This window comes from Rhizobium aureum, assembly GCF_030182495.1.
GTDB lineage: Bacteria > Pseudomonadota > Alphaproteobacteria > Rhizobiales > Rhizobiaceae > Rhizobium > Rhizobium tropici_C.
Genome location: NZ_JAQJCI010000001.1, coordinates 553,307 through 573,689 on the forward strand (window position 1 = coordinate 553,307; position 20,383 = coordinate 573,689).

Sequence of the window (20,383 nt, forward strand, 5' to 3'; positions counted from 1 at the left end):
TACTCCATGCCGCATATCATCATCGACTACAGCCGAGGCGCAGCGGAACGCGTCGCCATCGACGAACTGACCCGCGCGGTTCATCGCCGGGTCCGCGACGGAGGGCTGGTCAAGCCAACCGTGGTCCGCACCTTCGCCAGAGAAGCCACCATCTCCTGCGTCGGCGACGAGCATCCCGATAACCACTTTGTGCAGATAATCGTACGCATGGCCCCAGGCCGCCCTCCGGAGGTCAAGCGAGAACTGCTGAAATCGGTGCTCGAAGCTGCGCGCGACGTCGCGGCTTCCGCACTGGAAGCCGGCCGGCTTGGCCTTCGCGCAGATCTCTACGAATCCGATCCAAACTTCGCGTTTCAGGACATAGCGTTCGCCTGATCCCGGCAACGCTCAACAAGGACAAATGCAATGAGCCTCATCTACGTTCTCAACGGACCAAACCTCAACCTCCTCGGCAAGCGCCAGCCACATATCTACGGGCACGAGACATTGGCTGACGTCGAGGCGGACTGCCGAAAGTTGGCGTCGGAGCTGGGACACGAGATCCGTTTCCATCAAAGCAACCGCGAATACGAGATCATCGACTGGATTCACCAGGCGCGCGAGGACGGCGCTGGCATTGTCATCAACCCGGCCGCGTTCACTCACACTTCGCTCGCTATCCTCGACGCACTGAATACCTTTGAAGGTCCCGTCATCGAGATCCATATCTCCAACGTCCACAAGCGTGAGAGTTTTCGCCATCATTCCTTCGTGTCTCATCGGGCCGACGGCGTCATCGCTGGTCTCGGCACCGAAGGCTATCAACTCGGCATCCGCAGAGTTGCGACCATGCTCAAGGCTGAGAAAAAGGACTGATAGCGATGGCGAACCGGGTCAAGCTGGCAGTTCTTGGGGCGGGGCTGATCGGCAAGCGTCACATCAAGCACGTGCTGGAAGAGCCGGCTGCAGAGCTGACGGCAGTTGTGGATCCCACGCCAGTCGGCCAAGCGATCGCCGGTGAGGCTGGTGTCAGATGGTTCCCCAGTTTTGCCGACATGATGAATTCCGAGCGTCCCGACGGAGTCATCGTCGCGACGCCGAACCAGGTGCATGTTCAAAATGGGTTGGAAGCCGTGGAGGCGGGCGTCCCGGCGCTGATCGAAAAGCCCATCGCGGACGATATCGCGGCAGGCGAGAAGCTTGTGCGAATGGCTGAAGCAAAAGGTGTGGCGCTCCTGACGGGACATCACCGCCGGCATAATCCGATGATGCAGAAAGCAAAAGAGATCATCGACAGCGGGACGCTCGGTCGGATCCTGATCGTGAATGCGATGTTCTGGCTGTTCAAGCCGGACGAGTACTTTGACATTCCCTGGCGGCGAGAGCGCGGGGCAGGGCCGGTCTTCCTTAACCTAATTCACGACATCGACAATCTCCGTTTCCTTTGCGGCGATATACACGCCGTGCAGGCCCGTGAATCCAACGCAGCGCGAAGCAATGCCGTCGAGGAAACCGCTGTTATCCTCATCGAATTCAAAAGTGGTGTTCTCGGTACTGCTTCCGTGTCCGATTCCGTTGTGGCGCCGTGGAGTTGGGAGATGACGACAGGAGAAAATCCCGCCTACCCGAAAACTCAGGAGATTTGCTACATGATCGGCGGAACACACGGATCTCTGGCCGTGCCGTCGCTGGACATATGGAGCAATGCCGAAAAGCGAAGCTGGACGGAGGCATTTGAGCGCGATAGAGCCGCATTCGAAAACGAAGATCCGCTTGTCATGCAGATCCGTCAGTTCTGCAGCGTCATTCGGGGCGAGGAAGCTCCTTTAGTCAGCGGCCGCGAAGGCTTGGAGACATTGAAAGTCATTGAGGCCGTCAAACGGTCGGCCGCGATGGGAGGACGCGTCGTCCTCTAGCCAGATTTCAAGGCAAGCGGCAAGGGCGATCATCCTCTTCGCCGTCATTCTCGGAGGTATCGGCGCGCTCGAAGGCCCGATCATTGGCGTGGCGATCTATTTCTTGCTTCGCGAGACCATGGGCAATATCGGCTCGCTCTATTTCATTATCCTCGGCCTGCTCGCCATCGGGTCGTGCTATTGGCGCCGGGCGGAAGCCGAGGGCTTGCTGGAGTCCGTGATCAGGATCGACTTGCTGCCGATCCGCCGGCACCATGAGGGGGTGGGCCACAGGGCGTAAGCCGGATAAGGCTGGAAGGAAGGCGTAGAAGGAAATCGATGGCCGTTGGCCGCCGATGATACGCTTGCCTAAGCGCCCTGTATCGAAGGACGAATCCATTCTCCGGATCGATCCAGTTGCCGATTCGTAATTCCCATCGGGTTCTAGGTTGAAGAACAGAAATGCGAGTCCAGATCTTGTATAAGGGCCTCGGTCCGAAATGTTCGATACCTTGTGTTTCAGGCGATCGGGCCGGTATCCTATCAGCTCTTCCTCCCCTGTGGTTTTCGTTGCAGCCCATTTTCTACGCGGTATGCAAGCTGGGCTCGGGTCAGTCCAAGCATGCGAGCGGCGGCAGAAAGATTTCCCTGCGCCCGTTCCATAGCCGCCGTGTATAGCGCCTGTTCAAGAGTACTGAGAGAAAATCCTTCGGATTCTAACAATTGATGGGGATCGGTCGGCGTTCCCCCGTGTTCGCGGCTGTCGCTCTCCGAACTGACTGGAAAGCGTGTCAGCTGAGCTTCGATCAGCGCAGCGGAAATCGTTGTGTTGGTGGTCTTTGTGTCGAGCGCGGCGACAAGTACGTTACGCATCTGGCGCAGGTTTCCTGGCCAGCGTTCTGCCTCGATCAATTCCTCCGCCGCCGCTTCGAAGCGGAGAGGCTCGATGTTCATTCGAGCCGCAAGCACCGGCAACATCGATCGCGCCAGCGCCACTCGCTCGCCTTCTCTTTCGCTCAATGTCGGCATGCGAACGGTTATCGGCGAGAGAACCGAAAAAAGTTCTTTTAGAGAGCCTTGCTCCTTCGTCGCAAAGCGCTGGTCAGCGACCGCGACGATGCGAGGCCCGCCTGTCGCGATGCCTTCCTCGATTGCGCGGGCGAAGTGGCGCTGGACGTCGTGAGGTATAGTTTCGACAGCGTCGATGACGATCATCTCGCAATGGGATGTCCGGCGGCTTGCCTTAATCGGCCGTGCGACCTCGGCGCAAAGCGCAAGGTCGACTTGCATCCCAACTAGGCGCCGTAGATCTGCCGTGGGGACTGCAGACCTTCGATGCAGATAGCGCGCGGCACTACCGCGTCCCGTTCCCGGCGCACCAGTTATCAGCACGGGCAGGGTCGTGGCCGCCAAGCGATCGAGCCTGTCGCGGACCGGCAGCAGGATGAGGTTGTCGAGGCTGGAGAAGGACGTGTCGGTCGCGCGCGCGGCGTTGCCGCGCGAGGCGGGAGCGCGGCTGATGTCATCGGCAACATCGATACGCTCGCGGAAAAGCATCACCTCTGGATCGTTGCGGCCCCAGCCATCGGCTGGCTTTCCGACCACCCGGCAATGGCTGTGGCCCTGCGCCGCGCATTCGATCTCCTTGTACACGATCAGCGTATCAAAGAACTCGCTGGCATAACCCGAGGCGTAACCAAGCTGCGTCCAGCAGACGGGTTCGGATGCCAGTCGCGTCTTACTGAACTCCGCGGCTTCGACGCTGTCGCGCCAAAGGAACTCGGCAGAAAATCGCTTCTTGCGGAAGTCGTAGGAGTTGAAGACGGTTTCGACACGCACCACGCCGCTGAAGGTGTGCAGCCGCGTTCCGGCCGTGAAGGCGTCACCTATGTCAAGATTTGGCCAGCCGGCGCGTACGAAGCGTGCGTCCGAGCGGCCGGACATGAAGCCCAGGCGCAAAAGGAAGATGCGTGCCTCCTTCTCGCCGAGCAAGCCCACCAGCTCCCGCCTCAGATCGGAAAGGGCGGACGCGCGCTGCATGACGATGCGCGCGCCATTCAGCTGGATCGTTCCGTCATTCGGATTGAAGACCAGGCTGGAGAGAAGCTGCCGGACGGTCGGATTGCCGCCTCGATCCAGCATCTTAGAAGATTCGATCAATCCCTGCATCAAGACCTCTTCCGCGCAGCACGCGGTTCGGCAATCCTTCACGGATGGCCGTTTGATGATTTCATAAAGCAATTTCATTATTTCAGCAAACTATCGCCCTGGTGGGTCCGCAAGCTGGGGGCGGGCTCCTTAAAAAATATGGTTCTGTTTCAATCTGTTGGAGTTTGCCCGCAGAACTTCTTCTGATTGCCCGCCGGCGGTGTTTGACAGGCAGTCGGGATTTCTCGTCCTAATGAACCAAATCTGCTGCGTCGGGGAGGGCAAGGCAGAATGGAGGAAGTTCGGGCCGAGGCTCGGGCATACCATCCTCGACGGCACGGGAGGAAAAATGACGAGCTTGCAGGATATGTTCGACGTTCGCGGCAAATCGGTCATCGTGACCGGCGGTGCGAGCGGCATAGGGCGCGCCTATGCGGAAGTGATGGCGGATAACGGTGCTCGTGTCTGCATTTTCGACATGGATGGCGAAAATCTCGACCGTGTCGTGGCGGAAATCGCCCGACATGGAGCTGACGTTTGCGGTCTGGAGATCGATGTTTCGGATCGGCCGGCCATGGCGGCGGCTTTCGACGCAGTAGCAGAGCGTCAGGGACGGATCGACATCGTCTTTGCAAATGCGGGCATCGATGCTGGGCCTGGCTTCCTGTCGACGACAGGTGAGCGGCTCCAAGGCGGCGCCATCGATGTTCTCGACGATCATCACTGGGATCGAGTGATCGAGGTCAATCTCTCTTCGGTCTACACAACCGTCAAGCATGCGGCCCGGCACATGAAAGCGACAGGAGGCGGTCGTATCATCGTCACCTCGTCGATCGCTGCCCAGATCAATGAGGCGATCGTCGGCACGCCCTACATGCCAGCCAAGGCCGGCGTAGACCATTTCGTACGCCAGATGGCGATGGAATTGGGCCAATTCGGCATTCTCATCAATTGCATCTCGCCTGGTCCCTTCATGACCAACATCGCCGGCGGCAGGCTGCGGATACCGGCGGATCGCAAGGCCTTCGAACAGCAATCGCTGATCGGGCGGATTGGCGATCCCGAGGACATCAAGGGGCTTGCTCTCTATCTCGCGTCGCCTTGCTCGTCCTACGTCACGGGCAGCCAGATTGTCATCGACGGAGGTTCGATGCACCGCATCAAATAAATGAACTTCGCCGGATGCGGGAGGAGGAATCGCAGCCGGCGAATGAGCTTCAGAGGGAGGATAAAAGAATGGAATCGAAAAGCAGTTTGTCGATGCCTTCTCGCCGCACGGTGCTGAAGGGAATAGGCGCCGGCCTTGCCGCCTCGGCACTCGGTGCGCCGACGATTGCCCGCGCGCAATCGGCTGGAACGATCAAGGTCGGCTTCATCACGCCGGCGACCGGGCCTCTTGCCCTTTTCGGTGAGACCGACGGCTGGGCTCTGGAAAAGGTCAAGGCGCAGCTCAAGAATGGTCTGGAGACGGCGGCCGGCCACTACGATGTCGAATTCCTGATCCGCGACAGCCAGTCGGACCCCAACAAGTCGGCGGAAGTCGCCGGCGATCTCATTCTCAATGAGGGCGTTCACCTGCTGCTGCCGGCGTCGACGACCGATACGGTAAGCCCTGCTGCCGACCAGGCCGAACTCAACGAATGCCCCTGCATTTCGACGGGCGCGCCTTGGCAGGCGGTCATCTTCCCGCGTGGAGGCAAGGACAAGCCGTTCAAATGGACCTATCACTTCTTCTGGGGCCTGGACGAAGCGCTGAACACCTATGTCGGCCTCTGGAACACGCTGGACAGCAACCGCAAGGTCGGCATGCTATTTCCGCAGAACGCCGATGGTGAAACATGGGGCAACATGGATTATGGCCTGCCTGCCCCCACCAAGAAAGCCGGCTTCGAGATCGTCGTTCCCGGCTTCTTCCAGCCGCGCACCAACGATTTTTCGGCGCAGATCACGGCTTTCAAGCAAGCCGACTGCGATATCATCGGCGGTATTGCCTATCCGGCCGATCTGAAGACCTTCGTCAACCAGTGCGCCCAGCAGGGCTATAAGCCAAAGGCGATCACGGTCGCGGCTGCATTGCTCTTCGCCTCGGGCGTGGAAGCCATGGGCTCGCTCGGCGAGGGCATGTCTTCGGAAGTCTGGTGGACCCCCGCCTTTCCCTTCAAGTCGACGCTGACCGGTCAGGTGAGCCGCGATCTTGCCGACCAGTGGGAAGCGGAAAAGAAGAAGCAGTGGACGCAGCCGCTCGGCTACAGCCATGCCATCCTCGAAGTGGCGATCGACGTTCTCAAGCGCTCCAAGAACCCGCTCGACCGCATCGCCAATCTCGAGGCGGTTGTCGCCACCAACATGCAAACGTTGATCGGCCCAGTCAATTTCGCCAAGGGACCGCATCAGAACGTGGCGACCTCGCCGATTTTCGGCGGGCAATGGGTCAAGGGCGACAAATGGCCGTATGATCTGAAGATCGTCGACAATACCGTCAACAAGCTCTTCCAGCCGGAGCGCAAGATCGTGCCGCTGCCCTGGCGGACTGCCTGAACAAGGCGTGAAGCCAAGGCAAAGCGAGATACCGCCCCTGCTTGATGCGATCGGGCCGGGGCGGATCGGACGGAGGATCGAAGGGCGCGCTCAAAACGCGCCGCCGGCATTAAAAGGCCGGGGTGGAGGAGCATGGAAAACGACGTACTACTCGAGGCACGCGACCTCAGCAAATCGTTCGGGGCTCTCAAGGTCCTGCACGAGGTGAGTTTTACGGTCGGCGCTGGCGAGGTTCTGGGCATTGTCGGCCCGAATGGTGCCGGCAAGACAACCCTATTCAACCTGATCAGCGGCGACATGCGTGTCGATCGCGGTGAGTTGGTCTTTGACGGCCAGAAACTCGTTGGGCAGCCGCCCTATCGCCGCTGCAAAATCGGCATCGGCCGGACCTACCAGATCCCGCGTCCCTATGTCGGTATGACGACCTTCGAAAACCTCCTCGTCGCCGCCTTTTTCGGCAGCGGCACCAAGGATGCCGAGAGCTATCAGCGCTGCGCAGAGATCCTCAAGGCCTGCGAGTTGTCCGACAAGGCGAACCGTTCGGCCGGCTCGCTGACGCTGCTCGACCGTAAGCGGCTGGAACTGGCGCGTGCTCTTGCCTCATCGCCAAAGCTCCTGTTGCTCGATGAGATTGCCGGCGGGCTCACCGACGACGAGGGCAGGGCGCTCGTCTCGCTTATTCGCCGCATCCGCGACAGTGGGATCACCATCGTCTGGATCGAACATGTGCTGCACGCGCTGCTCGCCGTCGCCGACCGCATGCTGGTGCTCAATTTCGGGGAAAAGATCGCAGAAGGTGTGCCGGCCGAAGTCATCCAAAGTCCGGAGGTGCGAAGGGTCTATATGGGGGTCGAGGCATGAGCGCAGCACTGCTTTCCACACACGGACTGGTCGCCCGCTACGGCGATTTTCAGGCTCTTTACGGTATCGACTTCGAGATTGCCGCGGGCGAGGTCGTCGCCCTGATCGGGGCAAACGGTGCCGGCAAGTCGACGCTTCTGAAATCGATCATGGGCCTTCTGAGCGTTGCGCCGGGCATGGTGCAGCTCGAGGGACGGCCGGTCGGCGGCGCCAAGCCGCACCGGATGGTGGCCGATGGCGTGGCGATCGTGCCCGAGGGCCGTCGCCTCTTTGTCGGCATGTCTGTCATCGACAATCTGCGCGTCGCTATCGACCATGCCGGCAAATCCGCCGCCAATGGCTGGACGCTGGAGCGCCTGTTCGCGCTCTTTCCGGTCCTGAAGGAAAAGCAGGCCGTGCCTGTGCAGTCCCTGTCCGGTGGGCAGCAGCAGATGGTGGCGATCGGCAGGGCGCTGCTCAGCCAGCCGCGCGTACTTCTTTGCGACGAAATCAGCCTGGGTCTCGCGCCGAAGGTGGTGAAGGAAATCTACCAGGCGCTGCCGTCGATCTGTGAAACAGGTACGGCGATCGTGTTGGTGGAGCAGGACGTCGGGCTCGCCCGCTCCTCGTCGAACCGGCTCTACTGCATGCTCGAAGGCCGCGTCAGCCTTACCGGCCGATCAACTGATATCTCGCGCGAAGCGATTGGCGAAGCGTATTTCGGAGGGGCCCATGCTGTGGCTTGACGGCTTTGTCCAGGGCATTCTTCTCGGCGGTCTTTATGCCCAATACGCGCTCGGCATGGCGCTGATGTTCGGCGTCATGCGCGTCGTCAACATCACCCATGGCGACCTGGTGATCCTCCTGGCGCTGATCGGCATCAGCCTGGCTACCACATTCTCGCTCGGCCCGTGGTCGGTGCTGGTGATCCTCGTGGTGCTTGGGGCCATCATCGGCGTCATCCTGCAGCGACTCATCCTCAACCGCGTCGTCGGCGCCGATCCGCTTCCCTCGCTGATCGCCACCTTCGGGCTCTCAATCGCCCTGCAGAACGCCATGCTGCAGATATGGTCGGCCGACACCCGCTCGCTAGGCGGCGGCGACATCGTGCATGCCTCCTTCCAACTCGGGCCGCTCTTCGTCGGCGTCTTGCCAGTGATCGTGCTTCTGACGGCGACCGTGCTGACCGGCGGCCTCGATGTCGCGTTGCGCTCGACACGCTTTGGCCGTGCCCTGCGCGCAGCTTCGGCCGATGTGGAAGCCGCGGCGCTGACAGGTGTCAACCCGAAGACGGTCTATACCGGGGCAACGGCAATCGCTGTCGCGATCCTCGGATTTGCCGCGGTCTTCCAGTCGTTGCGTTCGACCGTGGCGCCTGCCGACGGGGCCTTCCAGCTGATCTACGCCTTCGAGGCTGTCATCATCGGCGGCATGGGCTCGATCTGGGGCGCCTTCCTCGGAGCGATGGCGCTCGGGGTCAGCCAGTCGGTGGGATTCCGCATCGACCCCGGCTTCGGCATCCTCGCCGGCCACCTCGTTTTTCTGATCATCCTCGCCCTACGTCCCCAGGGCTTCCTAGGAAGGGGTTGAAGCCGTGACCAATGCCTTCGCCGCCCGTTTGACCGATGCCGTCCCTCGGCCCGCCGTGCGCGTACAGCGCCAGACGCGCTCGAGCCTGATTGCACTCGTTATCAGCGTCGCGCTGCTCGCGGCTGTCGCTTCGATGCCGCTCTGGGCAAGCCAAGGTCTCATCCGCGATGTCGTTGAACTGTGCTGCTACATCACCGTCGCGCAGATGTGGAACCTGCTCGCTGGTTATGGTGGCCTCGTCTCCGTCGGCCAGCAGGCCTTCGTCGGTACGGCCGCCTATGCAATGTTCATCATGGCGCAGCTTTGGGGCTTAAGCCCCTTCCTCGCCGTGCCTTTGTCGGTCATCGCACCGGCGATACTGGCGGCACTCACCTATGGCCTGCTGCATCGGCTCGATGGCCCATATTTCGCCATCGGCACCTGGGTGGTGGCGGAAGTCATGCGCCTTGCCACGTCGGTCTTCAGCTATGTCAATGCCGGCGCCGGCATGAGCCTGCGTGTCATGTCCAGCTATACGCCCACTGAACGCGCAATCGGCATTTCGGTACTGGCGGCGCTGATGCTGCTTGTCGCCGTCGGTGGCAGCTATCTGCTGTTGCGTTCGCGCTATGGCTTGGCGCTGGTCGCCGTCCGAGACAATCCGATTGCCGCGGCAAGCCAGGGCGTCAATGTGGGCCTCCTGAAATTCCTGATCTGGGTTGCCGCCGCCGTCGGCACTGGCCTTGCCGGTGCCATCTACTTCATGGCGCAACTGCGCATAACGCCACCGGCCGCCTATAGCCCGACCTGGGCGAATGTGGCGATCTTCATCGTCATGGTGGGCGGGCTCGGCTCGCTCGAAGGGGTGCTGATCGGCGCGCTTGTCTATTTTGTCGCCGACCGCCTGTTCGGACAGTACGGCGCCACCTATCTCGTCGTCCTCGGGCTACTCACCCTCATCATGGCGCTTTTTGCCCGCGGCGGCCTCTGGGGATTGATCCAGAAGGCCACAAACGCCTCCTGGTTCCCGACAAGGCGCACGCTTTTGGAGGGCCCGCGATGAGGGCGGCACTGTTCGAGGCGGTCGGACGACCGCTCGATGTCAAAACGATCGAAACGCCGCAGCCCGGCGTCGATGAGATATTGCTCCGCGTTGCCGCCTGCGGCATTTGCGGCTCCGACCTGCACATGACGGAAGATCCCGAAACCTTCGCGCTCGAAAGAGGCGGCGTCCTCGGCCATGAAATTTCCGGCGAAGTGGTGACCGGTGGCGCTGAGGTCGCGAATTTCAAAACCGGCGACCGGGTTGCCGTCGCACCGATGCGCGGCTGCGGCCACTGCGACAGCTGCTCGCGCGGCGAACCCGCGTGGTGCGCCGAGATGCGGCTGATCGGCGGCGGCTATGCCGAATTCGTCACCGTCGCTGCCCGTCAGTGCCGCCGCTTGCCGGACGATTTGCCGACCGAGGAGGGGGCTCTGGCCGAACCGGTCGCAGTCGGCCTGCATGCGGTCATGCGTTCGGGGCTGAAGCCGGGCAACCGCGTGCTGATTCTCGGTGCAGGCCCCATCGGTCTTCTCGTCGCCTTCTGGGCCAGGCGGCTGGGAGCTGCCCATGTCGTCATCGCCGATCTGAACCGCCACCAGGCAGAGCGTGCCGCCGAAATCGGCGCCACGGGCTTCGCACTCTCCGGGGAGGGTCTGGCGGAGGAGTTTCGCGCATTGACCGGTGGCGCACCGGACATCGTCTTTGAATGCGTCGGCAAACGCGGATTGATCGATGCCGCCTGCCGGCTGGTACGCGTGCATGGCACGGTGGTCGCGGTTGGCCTCTGCGTCGGCGGCGACACATGGGACCCGTTCGCGGCGATTTCCAAGGAAATACAGGTGATCTTCGCCGTGTTCTTCACCATGGCGGAGTTCGACATGGCGCTGCAGGCGCTCGGCCCTGGCCGCCATCGGCCGCAGGCGCTGGTGACTGGTCGGATCGGTCTTGCCGCCGTGCCAGCGGCATTTGAGACGCTCAGGCGACGCACCACGCAATGCAAGGTGCTGATTACGCCCGCGGTCGGCTGAAACGGCATAGGAGGAGGATTGGAATGAATTTCGAAACAGTGCATTACGACATCGAAGGTGTTGCGACCGCTGTACGCGTCATCGGCAGGGGCCCCGCCGCGCTCGCGCTGCACGGCGCCGCCACCATCGAAGGCACGGAATGGGCGCGGGGCCTCGCCGATCGCTTCCGCGTCTACTTGCCCCACCATCCCGGCTTTGGCGACAGCGGCGAGGCGCCGCATATCGCCGGCATGCAGGACATCGTCGTTCACAACCTGCGCCTCGTCGCCGCCCTTGGCCTCGATCGGCCGCATCTCGTCGGCCATTCCATGGGCGGCTGGATGGCTGCCGAAATGGCCGTCGTCGCAGGCGAGCGTTTCGGCAAGCTGGTGCTGAATGCGCCGGCTGGCCTCAACGATCCAGATCATCCTGGCGCCGACCTGTCGGCCATCGCGCCCGAGGCGCTACCCGGCTATCTCGCGCATAATATCGACGTTGCCTTGCGCTATTTTCCGGGCGGAGCCGAATGCCCGCCGCTCGACGCCTTCCTTGCCGCTCGCGAAAAGGAGGCGCGGGCGCTTGGCAACATCGTCAAGGCCCACGGCATGGGCCATCCCAATCTCGGCCGCTGGCTTTCCCGCATCCCGAACGAGACACTGATCGTCTGGGGCGAGAAGGACCGAATGCTGCCCGCGTCGCAGGCGCCGCTCTGGGAAAAACGCATTCCGAACGCCCGCACCCTAATAGTGCCGGAGGTCGGCCATTTCGCCATGCAGGAGGACCCGCGCGTGGTGACCGCCATCGGCGATTTCCTCGCTGGCTGAGACAGCTTGCCGCGAGAACACACCAGATTGTCAGGAGGAACAGATGAACGCACTTTTGAAACATGGCGCCGCATATTGGGGCACCAAAACGAACTTCGCCCACCTTCTCGAGCATATCAGCAAGATCGGGCCCGTGCTTGAAGAAAATGCTGTCGCCACCGAAAAGCTCGGCAAGCTGAACGAACCTACTTTCGAGGCGCTGAAGCCGCTGCGTATGTCGCATATCTTCGCGACTGAAGAACTCGGCGGCGCACAGCTGTCGCCGACGCAGGGCCTGCAGTTGATCGAGGCCATCACCTACCACAGCGGCGCTGCCGGCTGGGTGTCGATGGTGCATGCCTGCATCGGGGCGATGTCAGCCGCCTTCCTGCCCGATACCGCGATCTCGCGCCTTTTCGGCGGTGGCACCGACAACCGCTTTTCGGGCCAGGGCACGCCGACCGGCATGCTGAAGAAGGTCGATGGCGGCTATCTGTTGAACGGCAAATGGTCCTATGCAAGCGGTATTCACCACGCCACATTCACCCATACCGCCGCCCTGCTCGACGACGGCAACGGTCATCCGGCTAAGGATGAGAATGGTAACGTCGTGGTGCTCTGCGCCCATGCGCCGGTCGGCGAGCATGGACTGCTCGGCAATTGGAACGTGCTCGGCCTGCAGGGAACCGGCAGCATCGACTACGACGCCAAGGATGTCTTCATCGCCGACGACATGGTTTTCCCGATCATGACCGCCGAGCCGCAGCGCCAGAAGGAATTCTTCAGCCTCGGCGTCGTCGGGCTGGCTGCCATCGGCCATTCGGGCTGGGCGATCGGCGCATCCCGCCGCATGCTCGATGAAATGGCCAAGTTCGCCGTGACCAAAACCGGTCGCGCCGGCATGCTCGGCGAGAGCGATAAATTCTGGTTCGATTATGGCCGTGCGGAAGCTCGCGCGCGCGCCGCCCGCGCCTTTTTGTTTGAGGTCTGGCGCGACGTGGAGGCCTCGATCGAGGCGGGGAACCGGGTATCTACGCGGCAGATCACCCTCGTGCATCTCGCCAAGTCGGAAGTGCACGAGGCGGGCGTCGATGCCTGCCACTTCGTCTACCGCGCTGCCGGTGGTGCGTCGCTGCGCGACGGCGTGATGCAGCGCACCTACCGCGAGATGCTGGTGGCGGCCAACCATTTCACGATCAACACCAACATTATCGGTGCCGCCGGCCGCGAGATCGGCGGGCTGTGGAGCGATCGCGTCTGGCAGTTCTACGACCTGGTGGAGAAGAAATGATGGCGCAGTCCGGAAAGCAGGAGCGTGAAGCTCCGGCGACGGTCGCTGCCGGCGTGACGGAGGCTTTCACGATGGCCTTCCGCCACCATCCGGCGGGCGTTGCCATCATCACCGCCGATCCGGGTGACGGGCCGGTGGCCCTGACGGTAAGCTCGTTGATCTCGATCAGCGCCTCGCCGCCGATGGTGGCTTTCTCCCTGTCGGATAATTCCTCCAGTGCGCACGCCGTGCGTCGGGCGCAGACGGTGGTCGTGCATTTCGTGCGCCGCAGCGACAAGGAGCTTGCCCGGCTCTGCGCCACCAGCGGCAGGGATCGTTTCGGGCCTGACGTGCGCTGGGCGCGGTTCGAAAGCGGCGAACCTTATTATCCGGATGTCGGCCTCTGGTTCCGGGCAGCGGTTCGCGGACTGTTTCCGCTCCCCGGCGCCTGTCTGGTCTCAGCCGAACTCCTTGAGGCCTCTCCCGGGGCGCATGAGGAGCGCCGGGACGACGCCTTGGTCTATGCTAACCGCGCCTGGCACGGACTGCGCCCGATGGCCGATGCCGGCTTGGCGCCGTTGTTCCTATGGCCGGACGATTCTGCAACATTTTGAAGAACGTCATGAGCCGTCACAGGCTCCAGATCACCGCCTGCTCATGGCGCTTGATCAGGTGCCTGAGGTCTTCGAAGCTCTTGCGAATATGGGCGCAGAAGGCCTCGACTGCCGGGACACGGATTTCCTCGGTGCGCCGTAGGAGACCGAGCGCGCGCTCGGGATGAGGAATATTGACCGGCAGTGCCGTGATCGACTTGTCATTGCGATAGGCGAAAACGACGCTGTGCGGCAGGATGGTGAGCGCATCGCTCGCCTTCAGATAGTTGATTGCGCTCACCAGCGAGCCGCCGGAATAACGGATCTTCGCCTCGGTGGCGCCGAGCGAGAGGACGAGACTGTGCAGATCGGCAAACAGCGGGCTGCCGGTGGGCGGTGCAATCCAGGGATAGTCGAGGAGTTCCGCAGGCGCGAGCTTGCGTCTCAGGAGAAGGGGGTGCGTTACACGGCAGGCGACGACGTTGCGGCCAGGAAGCAGTTCCTGGAAGCGCATGCCGGAGCCCTCGTCCAGCACGTCGATCGGGCAAATGGCGAGGTCGATGCGATCGGCGTCGATCGCCGCCCGCAGATCCGGCAGGTAGCCGTAGCTCTGCTCGATGCGCACGTCCGGTGTGGCATTCTGGAACTCGGCGATCATGCCAGAGATCAGCGCATCCATGAAGAAGGGCGTGCCGCCGACGCGCACCACGCCCGTCCGTCCGTGTCGGAAGCCGTCGACAAGCGACGAGGCCTTGCGCGCAGCCACCAGCATGGCTTGACCGTGGTCGGCGAGCGCCCTGCCGAGTGGGGTCGGCTGCAACGGCCGGCGGCCCTTGACGAACAACGGTTCGCCGAGCCGCTTTTCCAGCATGCCAAGGGTACGCGACACCGCCGGCTGGGTGAGCCCCAGCAGGGCCGCTCCCTCCGTCACTCCACCGGCCTGCACGACGGCGGCAAGCTGTATCAGGTGTCGTTCATCCATCTTCATAGCAATAAGGTATATTAAACTGCAGAAAAATCATCAACTGCTACGTTTGGAGCTGATAACGTACGGTTGAGGAGGTGCCATGGTGATCATGTCTTTTACAGAAGCGGATTCGGCTGCGCTTGTGGCAGAGCGACTGGCGCAGTGCGCCGGCCCGCTGCCGGCCTTCCTCACCGCGCTGGTCGGACATATCCATCAGGCCATCAAGGAAACACGGCCGACCCATGCGGATTGGCGACACGCCATCGAATTTCTGACCGAAGTCGGTCACGTAAGTGACCAGAAACGGCAGGAATGGGTGCTGCTCTCCGATCTTCTGGGTGTGACGGCGCTGGTGGAGGAGATCAACACCCGCCGCCCGAAGGGCGCTACGCCCAACACCGTGCGCGGCCCGTTCTATCGAGCCGATGCCCCGCGGCTTGTGTCGGGCGCGGATATATCGCTCGACGGCATTGGCGAGCCGTTGCAGGTCAATGCCCGCGTGACCGATCTCGACGGAAATCCCGTCGTCGGCGCGAAGGTCGAGACATGGCAGGCCAATGCGGAAGGGTTTTACGAGAACCAGCAGCCGGATCTCCAGCCGGAGTTCAATCTGCGTGGTGTTTTCAGCACTGATATAGATGGCGGCTTTTCCTATAGGACGGTTCGACCGGGTGGTTATGCCGTGCCCTGCGACGGACCGGTCGGACGGACGCTGCATGCGATCGGCTATCCGCTGCGCCGCCCTGCGCATCTCCATTTTACTATCACGGCACCCGGCTTCGAGACGATCAGTACCCACGTCTATGATGGGCACGATCCGCATCTGTCACAGGACGCATTGTTCGGCGTCAAACAGGAACTGGTCGGCACCTTCCTGCCGGTTGGCGGCATTGAAGGCCCGACGCCGATCAAAGGCAATTGCTGGTCGCTCGATTTCACCTTCGTAATGGTGCGGGCGCGAGAGGAGCGCAGGTCAGCATGACACTCGATTTTTCCTATCAACCGCATTCGACACGCGTCGTCTTTGCTTCCGGAGCGAGCGCCGGCGTCGCCCAATGGATCGAGACGCTAGGCTGCCGCCGCGCGCTGGTGCTGACGACGCCGCAGCAGGCGGCCGACGGCGAGGCGCTGGCCGCTCGTCTCGGCGCGCTTGCCGTGGGCACGTTCGCGGGCGCGACGATGCACACCCCGGTCGACGTCACCGAGCAGGCCCTGGCGCGCGCGGCCGCGGTTCAGGCCGATTGCGTCGTGTCGCTTGGCGGCGGCTCGACCACCGGTCTTGGCAAGGCGATGGCCTACCGTACCGACATTCATCAGATCGTCGTGCCGACCACCTATGCCGGTTCGGAAGTAACGCCGATCCTCGGTCAGACGGAAGGCGGCATCAAGACGACGGTTCGCAGCCCGAAGATCGTGCCGGAGGTGGTCATCTATGACCCCGAACTGACGCTTGGCCTGCCTGTTACCATGAGCGTCACCAGCGGCCTCAACGCCATCGCACATGCCGCCGAAGGTCTTTATGCCGATGATCGCAACCCCATCACCACCATGATGGCGATCGAGGGCATGCGCGCATTTGCCGAGGCATTACCGGTGATCGTCAAGACGCCGCGGGATGCCGAGGCGCGGGAAAAGGCACTCTACGGCGCTTGGCTCTGCGGCACCGTGCTTGGACAGATTTCCATGTCGCTGCATCACAAGATCTGCCACACGCTGGGCGGCAGTTTCGACACGCCGCATGCAGAGACGCATGCGATCATGCTGCCGCACACGATCGGCTTCAATGCCGCCGCAGTGCCGGAGCTGCTTGCGCCGATCGGGAGCATTTTCGGCGGCACGCCGGGCCAGGGGCTCTACGATTTCGCCAGATCCGTCGGCTCGCCGCTGGCGCTGAAGGATTTCGGCCTCACCGAGAGCGATCTCGACCGCGCCGCCGAAATCGCCACGCGCAACCCTTATGCCAATCCGCGGCCGATCGACCGAGCCTCGATCCGCACGCTGCTTCAGGACGCCTGGGCGGGAGAACGCCCACCACTCTAAAACGCTTGTGTTTACTTTGGGAGGAGGAAACCAAAATGTTTACGAGACGTGACCTGCTGAAAACCGCGGCGGCGACCGGCGCGCTTGCGGCGACATCCAGCCTTGCCATGCCCGCGATCGCCAAGGGAGCGGCGATCAAGCTCGGTTATGTCAGCCCGCAGACCGGGCCGCTTGCCGCTTTCGCCGAGGCCGACAAGTTCATCCTTGACGGCTTCCTGGCCAAGACGAAGGCCGCCGGGCTCAACTACGAAATTGTAGTCAAGGACAGCCAGTCCAACCCGAACCGCGCCGCCGAAGTCGCCAAGGAGCTGATCGTCAAGGACGAGGTCAATCTCGTGCTCGTCGCATCGACGCCGGAAACCACCAATCCGGTCGCCACCACCTGCGAAGCGGAAGAGATGCCCTGCATCTCGACGGCCGCGCCCTGGCAGCCCTGGTTCATCGGTCAGCAGGCCAATCCAGGCGACCCCTCATCATGGAAGCCCTTCAGCAGCACTTTTCATTTCTTCTGGGGCCTGGAGGATGTGATCGCTGTCTACACCAACATGTGGCAGCAGCTGGAAACCAACAAGAAGGTGGGCGGCCTCTTCCCGAACGACGGGGACGGCAATGCCTGGGGCGATAAAGTGGTCGGTTTCCCGCCGGTTCTCGAAAAAGGCGGCTACACCCTTGCCGATCCCGGTCGCTACCAGAACCTGACCGATGATTTTTCCGCGCAGATCAATGCCTTCAAGTCCGGCAACTGCGAGGTCATCACAGGCGTCATGATCCCGCCTGATTTCACCACCTTCTGGAACCAGGCCAAGCAGCAGGGTTTCCATCCGAAGATCGCCTCCATCGGCAAGGCCATCCTGTTCCCGCAAGCTCTTGAGGCTTTGGGCAAGAGTGGTCACAACCTGTCCTGCGAGGTCTGGTGGTCGGCCAGCCATCCGTTCAAATCTTCGCTGACGGGAGAGAGCGCTGCGGAACTTGCCGCAGGCTTCACCAAAGCCACAGGCCGGCCCTGGACGCAGCCGATCGGCTTCGTTCACGCGCTTTTCGAATTGGCGGTCGATGTCATGAAGCGGGCGGACCCGACGGACAGCGCGGCTGTAGTCAAAGCGATCGCAGCGACCAAGCTGGACACGATCGTTGGCCCGGTCGCCTGGGACGGTGCCAATGTCCCGCCTTTTGCCGCGAAGAACGTGGCCAAGACACCGCTCGTTGGCGGCCAGTGGAGATTGAAGGACGGCGGCGGCTACGATCTTGTCATCACCGACAACAGGACTGCTCCCAATATTCCGACAGGCGGCAAGATGGAGCCGATCGCCTCGGCGTGATGCCTTGACCGGGTTCGGCCCGGAGGCGGTCATGCGCCGGATTCGGCGAAGGACGAAACGGGCACCAATCAGGAAGACGATGGTCATACTTGCCCTCGAAAACGTTTCGAAGAGCTTCGGCGCCCTGAAGGTCGCGGATGGAGTGTCGTTTGCGCTGGAGAGCGGAGAGGCGCTCGGCATCATCGGGCCGAACGGTGCGGGAAAATCCTCCCTGTTCAATCTCATCAGCGGCAATCTGCGCGTCGATGAGGGGCGGATTATCTATCGCGACGAAGACGTGACGCGCCAGCCGCCGATGGCGCGGTGCCTGGCAGGGATCGGCCGCACATTCCAGATCCCGCAGCCCTTCCAGCAGCTGACCGTTTTCGAAAACCTTCTGGTCTCTGCCGCCTACGGATCGCTAAAGACCGAGCGGGAGGTGTCGGAGCGCTGCGCGGACATTCTGGTGAACACCGGCCTGATCGCGCGCGCCAACCACGCCGCCGGGAGTCTCGGCCTCCTCCAGCGCAAACGCCTCGAACTTGCGCGGGCGTTGGCGACGGAGCCCAAGGTGCTGCTGCTGGACGAGATCGCCGGCGGCCTCACGGAGGGCGAATGTGGCGAGCTGGTGGAGACGATCCGGACGATCCACGGAGCCGGTGTCGCCATCATCTGGGTCGAGCACGTGCTGCATGCCCTCAACTCCGTGGTGAGCCGTCTTCTCGTCCTGAGTTTCGGCAAGGTGGTCGGCCTCGGCAGGCCGGCCGAAATCATGGAATCGCAGGCGGTCCGCCAGATCTATCTCGGGATTGACGTCTGATGGCTCTTCTTGAAACACGGGGCCTCACGGCTTTCTACGGCGACTTTCAGGCGCTCTTCGGGGTCGACATCACGCTTGATGCCGGTGAGACTTTGGCGATCATCGGCGCAAACGGCGCTGGCAAATCCACGCTGATGCGCTCGATTTCGGGCATGCTCGCCAACGAGCCCGACCAGATCAGTTTCGATGGCAGGCCGATCGGCGCACTGCCGGCCCCCGAGGTCATGGCGCTCGGTGTCGCCATGGTGCCGGAAGGTCGCAGGCTCTTCCCGTCGCTGACGGTGGAGGAAAATCTGCTGATCGGCAAATATGGGCGCAGCGTCAAAGGGGCGTGGACGCTTGAGACAATATACGAGCTCTTTCCGGTCTTGAAGGAGAGGCGCGGCAATTCCGGCACCGCGCTATCGGGCGGCCAGCAGCAGATGGTTGCGATCGGCCGGGCGCTGATGTCCAATCCGAGGGTGTTGCTCTGCGACGAAATCAGCCTGGGCCTGGCACCGGTGGTGATCCGCGATATCTACGCAGCCTTTCCCAAAATCCGCGCCGAGGGCGCAGCCATCGTGATCGTCGAGCAGGATATCGGCCAGGCACTCAAGGTGGCAGACCGTCTCTATTGCATGATGGAGGGACGCGTGACGCTGACCGGAACACCGGACGCAATTAGCCGCACCGACATCCATTCTGCCTATTTCGGAGTGCATACGGGATGAACTGGCTCGACACGATCATACAAGGCATTCTGCTTGGCGGTCTGTACGCGCTGTTTGCGGCCGGCCTGAGCCTCGTTTTCGGCATCATGCGGCTGGTCAATCTCGCGCATGGCGATCTTATCGTCCTGGCCGCCTTCCTGCTTCTGGTGCTGGTCAGCGCGCTCGGGCTCAATCCCTTCGTTGCGGCGCTCGTCGCCGTTCCGGTGATGTATGCGGTCGGCTGGGCCCTGCAGTTCCTCGTGCTCAATCGCACCATCGGAGACGACATACTGCCGCCGCTGCTTGTCACCTTCGGCCTTTCGGTCGTTATCCAGAACGCGCTGTTGGAAGGCTTTTCCGCCGATAGCCGCCGCGTTTCGGTGGGCGCGCTGGAAACGGCGTCTCTCAAATTCGGGCCGGTAAGTGTCGGCACTATGCCGCTTCTGACTTTCCTGGCGGCAGTTGCCGTCATCGTTGGGCTCAACCTCGTCTTCTACAAGACGAGCCTCGGTCGCGCCTTCCGGGCCACCTCCGACGATCGCGCCACGGCGGGCCTGATGGGCATCCGCTCCGACCGCATCTTCGCGACCGCGACGGGCCTTGCGATGGTTGTGGTAACGATTGCGGCCCTCTTTCTCGGCACACGCGCCAATTTCGACCCAACGATGGGCCCGGCGCGGCTGATCTACGCCTTCGAGGCGGTCATCATCGGCGGGCTCGGCTCCTTTTGGGGTACGCTCGCCGGCGGCGTGATCATCGGCGTCGCGCAAACGATGGGCGCAGCCGTCAATCCCGAGTGGCAGATCCTTGCGGGCCATGTGGCATTTCTTCTTGTGCTGTTGGTCCGCCCGCGCGGGCTTTTTCCAAGGGCGGTGGACTGAG

22 protein-coding genes are annotated in these 20,383 nt (G+C 62.3%); 20 read left to right on the plus strand and 2 right to left on the minus strand.

Features of this window, described 5'->3' with window-relative positions; genetic code table 11:
- The first annotated feature begins 6 nt into the window (after positions 1 to 6).
- From PH552_RS02645 to PH552_RS02660, 4 genes are all read left to right on the plus strand, one after another.
- Complete coding sequence (locus PH552_RS02645) at positions 7 to 375, plus strand: 5-carboxymethyl-2-hydroxymuconate Delta-isomerase (protein ID WP_069610592.1); 369 nt, start codon at positions 7 to 9, stop codon at positions 373 to 375.
- 30 nt (positions 376 to 405) lie between these two features.
- Entirely contained in the window at positions 406 to 855 is a 450-nt protein-coding gene (gene aroQ, locus PH552_RS02650) for a type II 3-dehydroquinate dehydratase (RefSeq protein ID WP_112341957.1), read from the plus strand.
- A gap of 5 nt (positions 856 to 860) precedes the next feature.
- Entirely contained in the window at positions 861 to 1,895 is a 1,035-nt protein-coding gene (locus PH552_RS02655) for a Gfo/Idh/MocA family protein (protein WP_113248709.1), read from the plus strand.
- Between the two features lie 88 nt (positions 1,896 to 1,983).
- Complete coding sequence (locus PH552_RS02660) at positions 1,984 to 2,175, plus strand: hypothetical protein (protein ID WP_162736914.1); 192 nt, start codon at positions 1,984 to 1,986, stop codon at positions 2,173 to 2,175.
- Between the two features lie 242 nt (positions 2,176 to 2,417).
- Here PH552_RS02660 and PH552_RS02665 read toward each other — a convergent pair whose 3' ends face one another.
- Positions 2,418 to 4,043 carry a XylR N-terminal domain-containing protein gene (locus PH552_RS02665; RefSeq protein ID WP_162736915.1) on the minus strand — a complete coding sequence of 542 codons (1,626 nt, stop codon included), beginning with the start codon at positions 4,041 to 4,043 and terminating at the stop codon, positions 2,418 to 2,420.
- A 328-nt stretch (positions 4,044 to 4,371) separates the two neighbouring features.
- Here PH552_RS02665 and PH552_RS02670 point away from each other — a divergent pair, with 328 nt between their 5' ends.
- From PH552_RS02670 to PH552_RS02715, 10 genes are all read left to right on the plus strand, one after another.
- A complete protein-coding gene (locus PH552_RS02670) occupies positions 4,372 to 5,190 on the plus strand; it encodes an SDR family NAD(P)-dependent oxidoreductase (protein WP_112341950.1) in 819 nt (272 codons plus the stop codon).
- Positions 5,191 to 5,258: 68 nt separating this feature from the next.
- The gene (locus tag PH552_RS02675; RefSeq protein ID WP_285165453.1) at positions 5,259 to 6,560 is read left to right on the plus strand and encodes an ABC transporter substrate-binding protein; all 1,302 of its coding nucleotides are present in this window, start codon (positions 5,259 to 5,261) and stop codon (positions 6,558 to 6,560) included.
- A gap of 132 nt (positions 6,561 to 6,692) precedes the next feature.
- Positions 6,693 to 7,421 carry an ABC transporter ATP-binding protein gene (locus tag PH552_RS02680; RefSeq protein ID WP_113248713.1) on the plus strand — a complete coding sequence of 243 codons (729 nt, stop codon included), beginning with the start codon at positions 6,693 to 6,695 and terminating at the stop codon, positions 7,419 to 7,421.
- Positions 7,418 to 8,146: an ABC transporter ATP-binding protein gene (locus tag PH552_RS02685; protein WP_113248714.1), complete on the plus strand. Its 729-nt coding sequence runs from the start codon at positions 7,418 to 7,420 to the stop codon at positions 8,144 to 8,146. The genes PH552_RS02680 and PH552_RS02685 overlap by 4 nt, the downstream gene beginning before the upstream one ends.
- A complete protein-coding gene (locus PH552_RS02690) occupies positions 8,133 to 8,990 on the plus strand; it encodes a branched-chain amino acid ABC transporter permease (RefSeq protein WP_113248715.1) in 858 nt (285 codons plus the stop codon). The genes PH552_RS02685 and PH552_RS02690 overlap by 14 nt, the downstream gene beginning before the upstream one ends.
- A gap of 4 nt (positions 8,991 to 8,994) precedes the next feature.
- Positions 8,995 to 10,032 carry a branched-chain amino acid ABC transporter permease gene (locus PH552_RS02695; RefSeq protein ID WP_285165454.1) on the plus strand — a complete coding sequence of 346 codons (1,038 nt, stop codon included), beginning with the start codon at positions 8,995 to 8,997 and terminating at the stop codon, positions 10,030 to 10,032.
- Positions 10,029 to 11,042 (plus strand): zinc-dependent alcohol dehydrogenase, encoded by a 1,014-nt coding sequence (locus tag PH552_RS02700; RefSeq protein ID WP_113248716.1) that lies wholly within the window; start codon positions 10,029 to 10,031, stop codon positions 11,040 to 11,042. Before PH552_RS02695 ends, PH552_RS02700 begins: the two co-directional genes overlap by 4 nt.
- Positions 11,043 to 11,065: 23 nt before the next feature.
- Complete coding sequence (locus PH552_RS02705; protein WP_285165455.1) at positions 11,066 to 11,845, plus strand: alpha/beta fold hydrolase; 780 nt, start codon at positions 11,066 to 11,068, stop codon at positions 11,843 to 11,845.
- 43 nt (positions 11,846 to 11,888) lie between these two features.
- Positions 11,889 to 13,115 carry an acyl-CoA dehydrogenase family protein gene (locus PH552_RS02710; RefSeq protein WP_285165456.1) on the plus strand — a complete coding sequence of 409 codons (1,227 nt, stop codon included), beginning with the start codon at positions 11,889 to 11,891 and terminating at the stop codon, positions 13,113 to 13,115.
- Positions 13,115 to 13,708 carry a flavin reductase family protein gene (locus PH552_RS02715; protein WP_113248719.1) on the plus strand — a complete coding sequence of 198 codons (594 nt, stop codon included), beginning with the start codon at positions 13,115 to 13,117 and terminating at the stop codon, positions 13,706 to 13,708. Before PH552_RS02710 ends, PH552_RS02715 begins: the two co-directional genes overlap by 1 nt.
- Positions 13,709 to 13,724: 16 nt before the next feature.
- On the opposite strand, the gene PH552_RS02720 is transcribed toward PH552_RS02715, so the two are convergent.
- Positions 13,725 to 14,675, minus strand: coding sequence for a LysR family transcriptional regulator (locus PH552_RS02720; RefSeq protein WP_113248720.1), 951 nt, complete (start codon positions 14,673 to 14,675; stop codon positions 13,725 to 13,727).
- Positions 14,676 to 14,754: 79 nt separating this feature from the next.
- Here PH552_RS02720 and PH552_RS02725 point away from each other — a divergent pair, with 79 nt between their 5' ends.
- From PH552_RS02725 to PH552_RS02750, 6 genes are all read left to right on the plus strand, one after another.
- Positions 14,755 to 15,636, plus strand: coding sequence for a dioxygenase family protein (locus PH552_RS02725; protein ID WP_285165457.1), 882 nt, complete (start codon positions 14,755 to 14,757; stop codon positions 15,634 to 15,636).
- The gene (locus PH552_RS02730) at positions 15,633 to 16,694 is read left to right on the plus strand and encodes a maleylacetate reductase (RefSeq protein ID WP_145645273.1); all 1,062 of its coding nucleotides are present in this window, start codon (positions 15,633 to 15,635) and stop codon (positions 16,692 to 16,694) included. Before PH552_RS02725 ends, PH552_RS02730 begins: the two co-directional genes overlap by 4 nt.
- Before the next feature lie 35 nt (positions 16,695 to 16,729).
- Positions 16,730 to 18,013, plus strand: a complete 1,284-nt coding sequence (locus PH552_RS02735; protein ID WP_145645270.1) for an ABC transporter substrate-binding protein — start codon at positions 16,730 to 16,732, stop codon at positions 18,011 to 18,013.
- Between the two features lie 79 nt (positions 18,014 to 18,092).
- On the plus strand, positions 18,093 to 18,812 hold the full coding sequence (locus PH552_RS02740) for an ABC transporter ATP-binding protein (protein ID WP_145645268.1): 720 nt from the start codon (positions 18,093 to 18,095) through the stop codon (positions 18,810 to 18,812).
- Positions 18,812 to 19,522 carry an ABC transporter ATP-binding protein gene (locus PH552_RS02745; protein WP_113396026.1) on the plus strand — a complete coding sequence of 237 codons (711 nt, stop codon included), beginning with the start codon at positions 18,812 to 18,814 and terminating at the stop codon, positions 19,520 to 19,522. Before PH552_RS02740 ends, PH552_RS02745 begins: the two co-directional genes overlap by 1 nt.
- Positions 19,519 to 20,382, plus strand: a complete 864-nt coding sequence (locus tag PH552_RS02750) for a branched-chain amino acid ABC transporter permease (protein WP_145645266.1) — start codon at positions 19,519 to 19,521, stop codon at positions 20,380 to 20,382. Before PH552_RS02745 ends, PH552_RS02750 begins: the two co-directional genes overlap by 4 nt.
- Position 20,383: the final 1 nt, after the last annotated feature.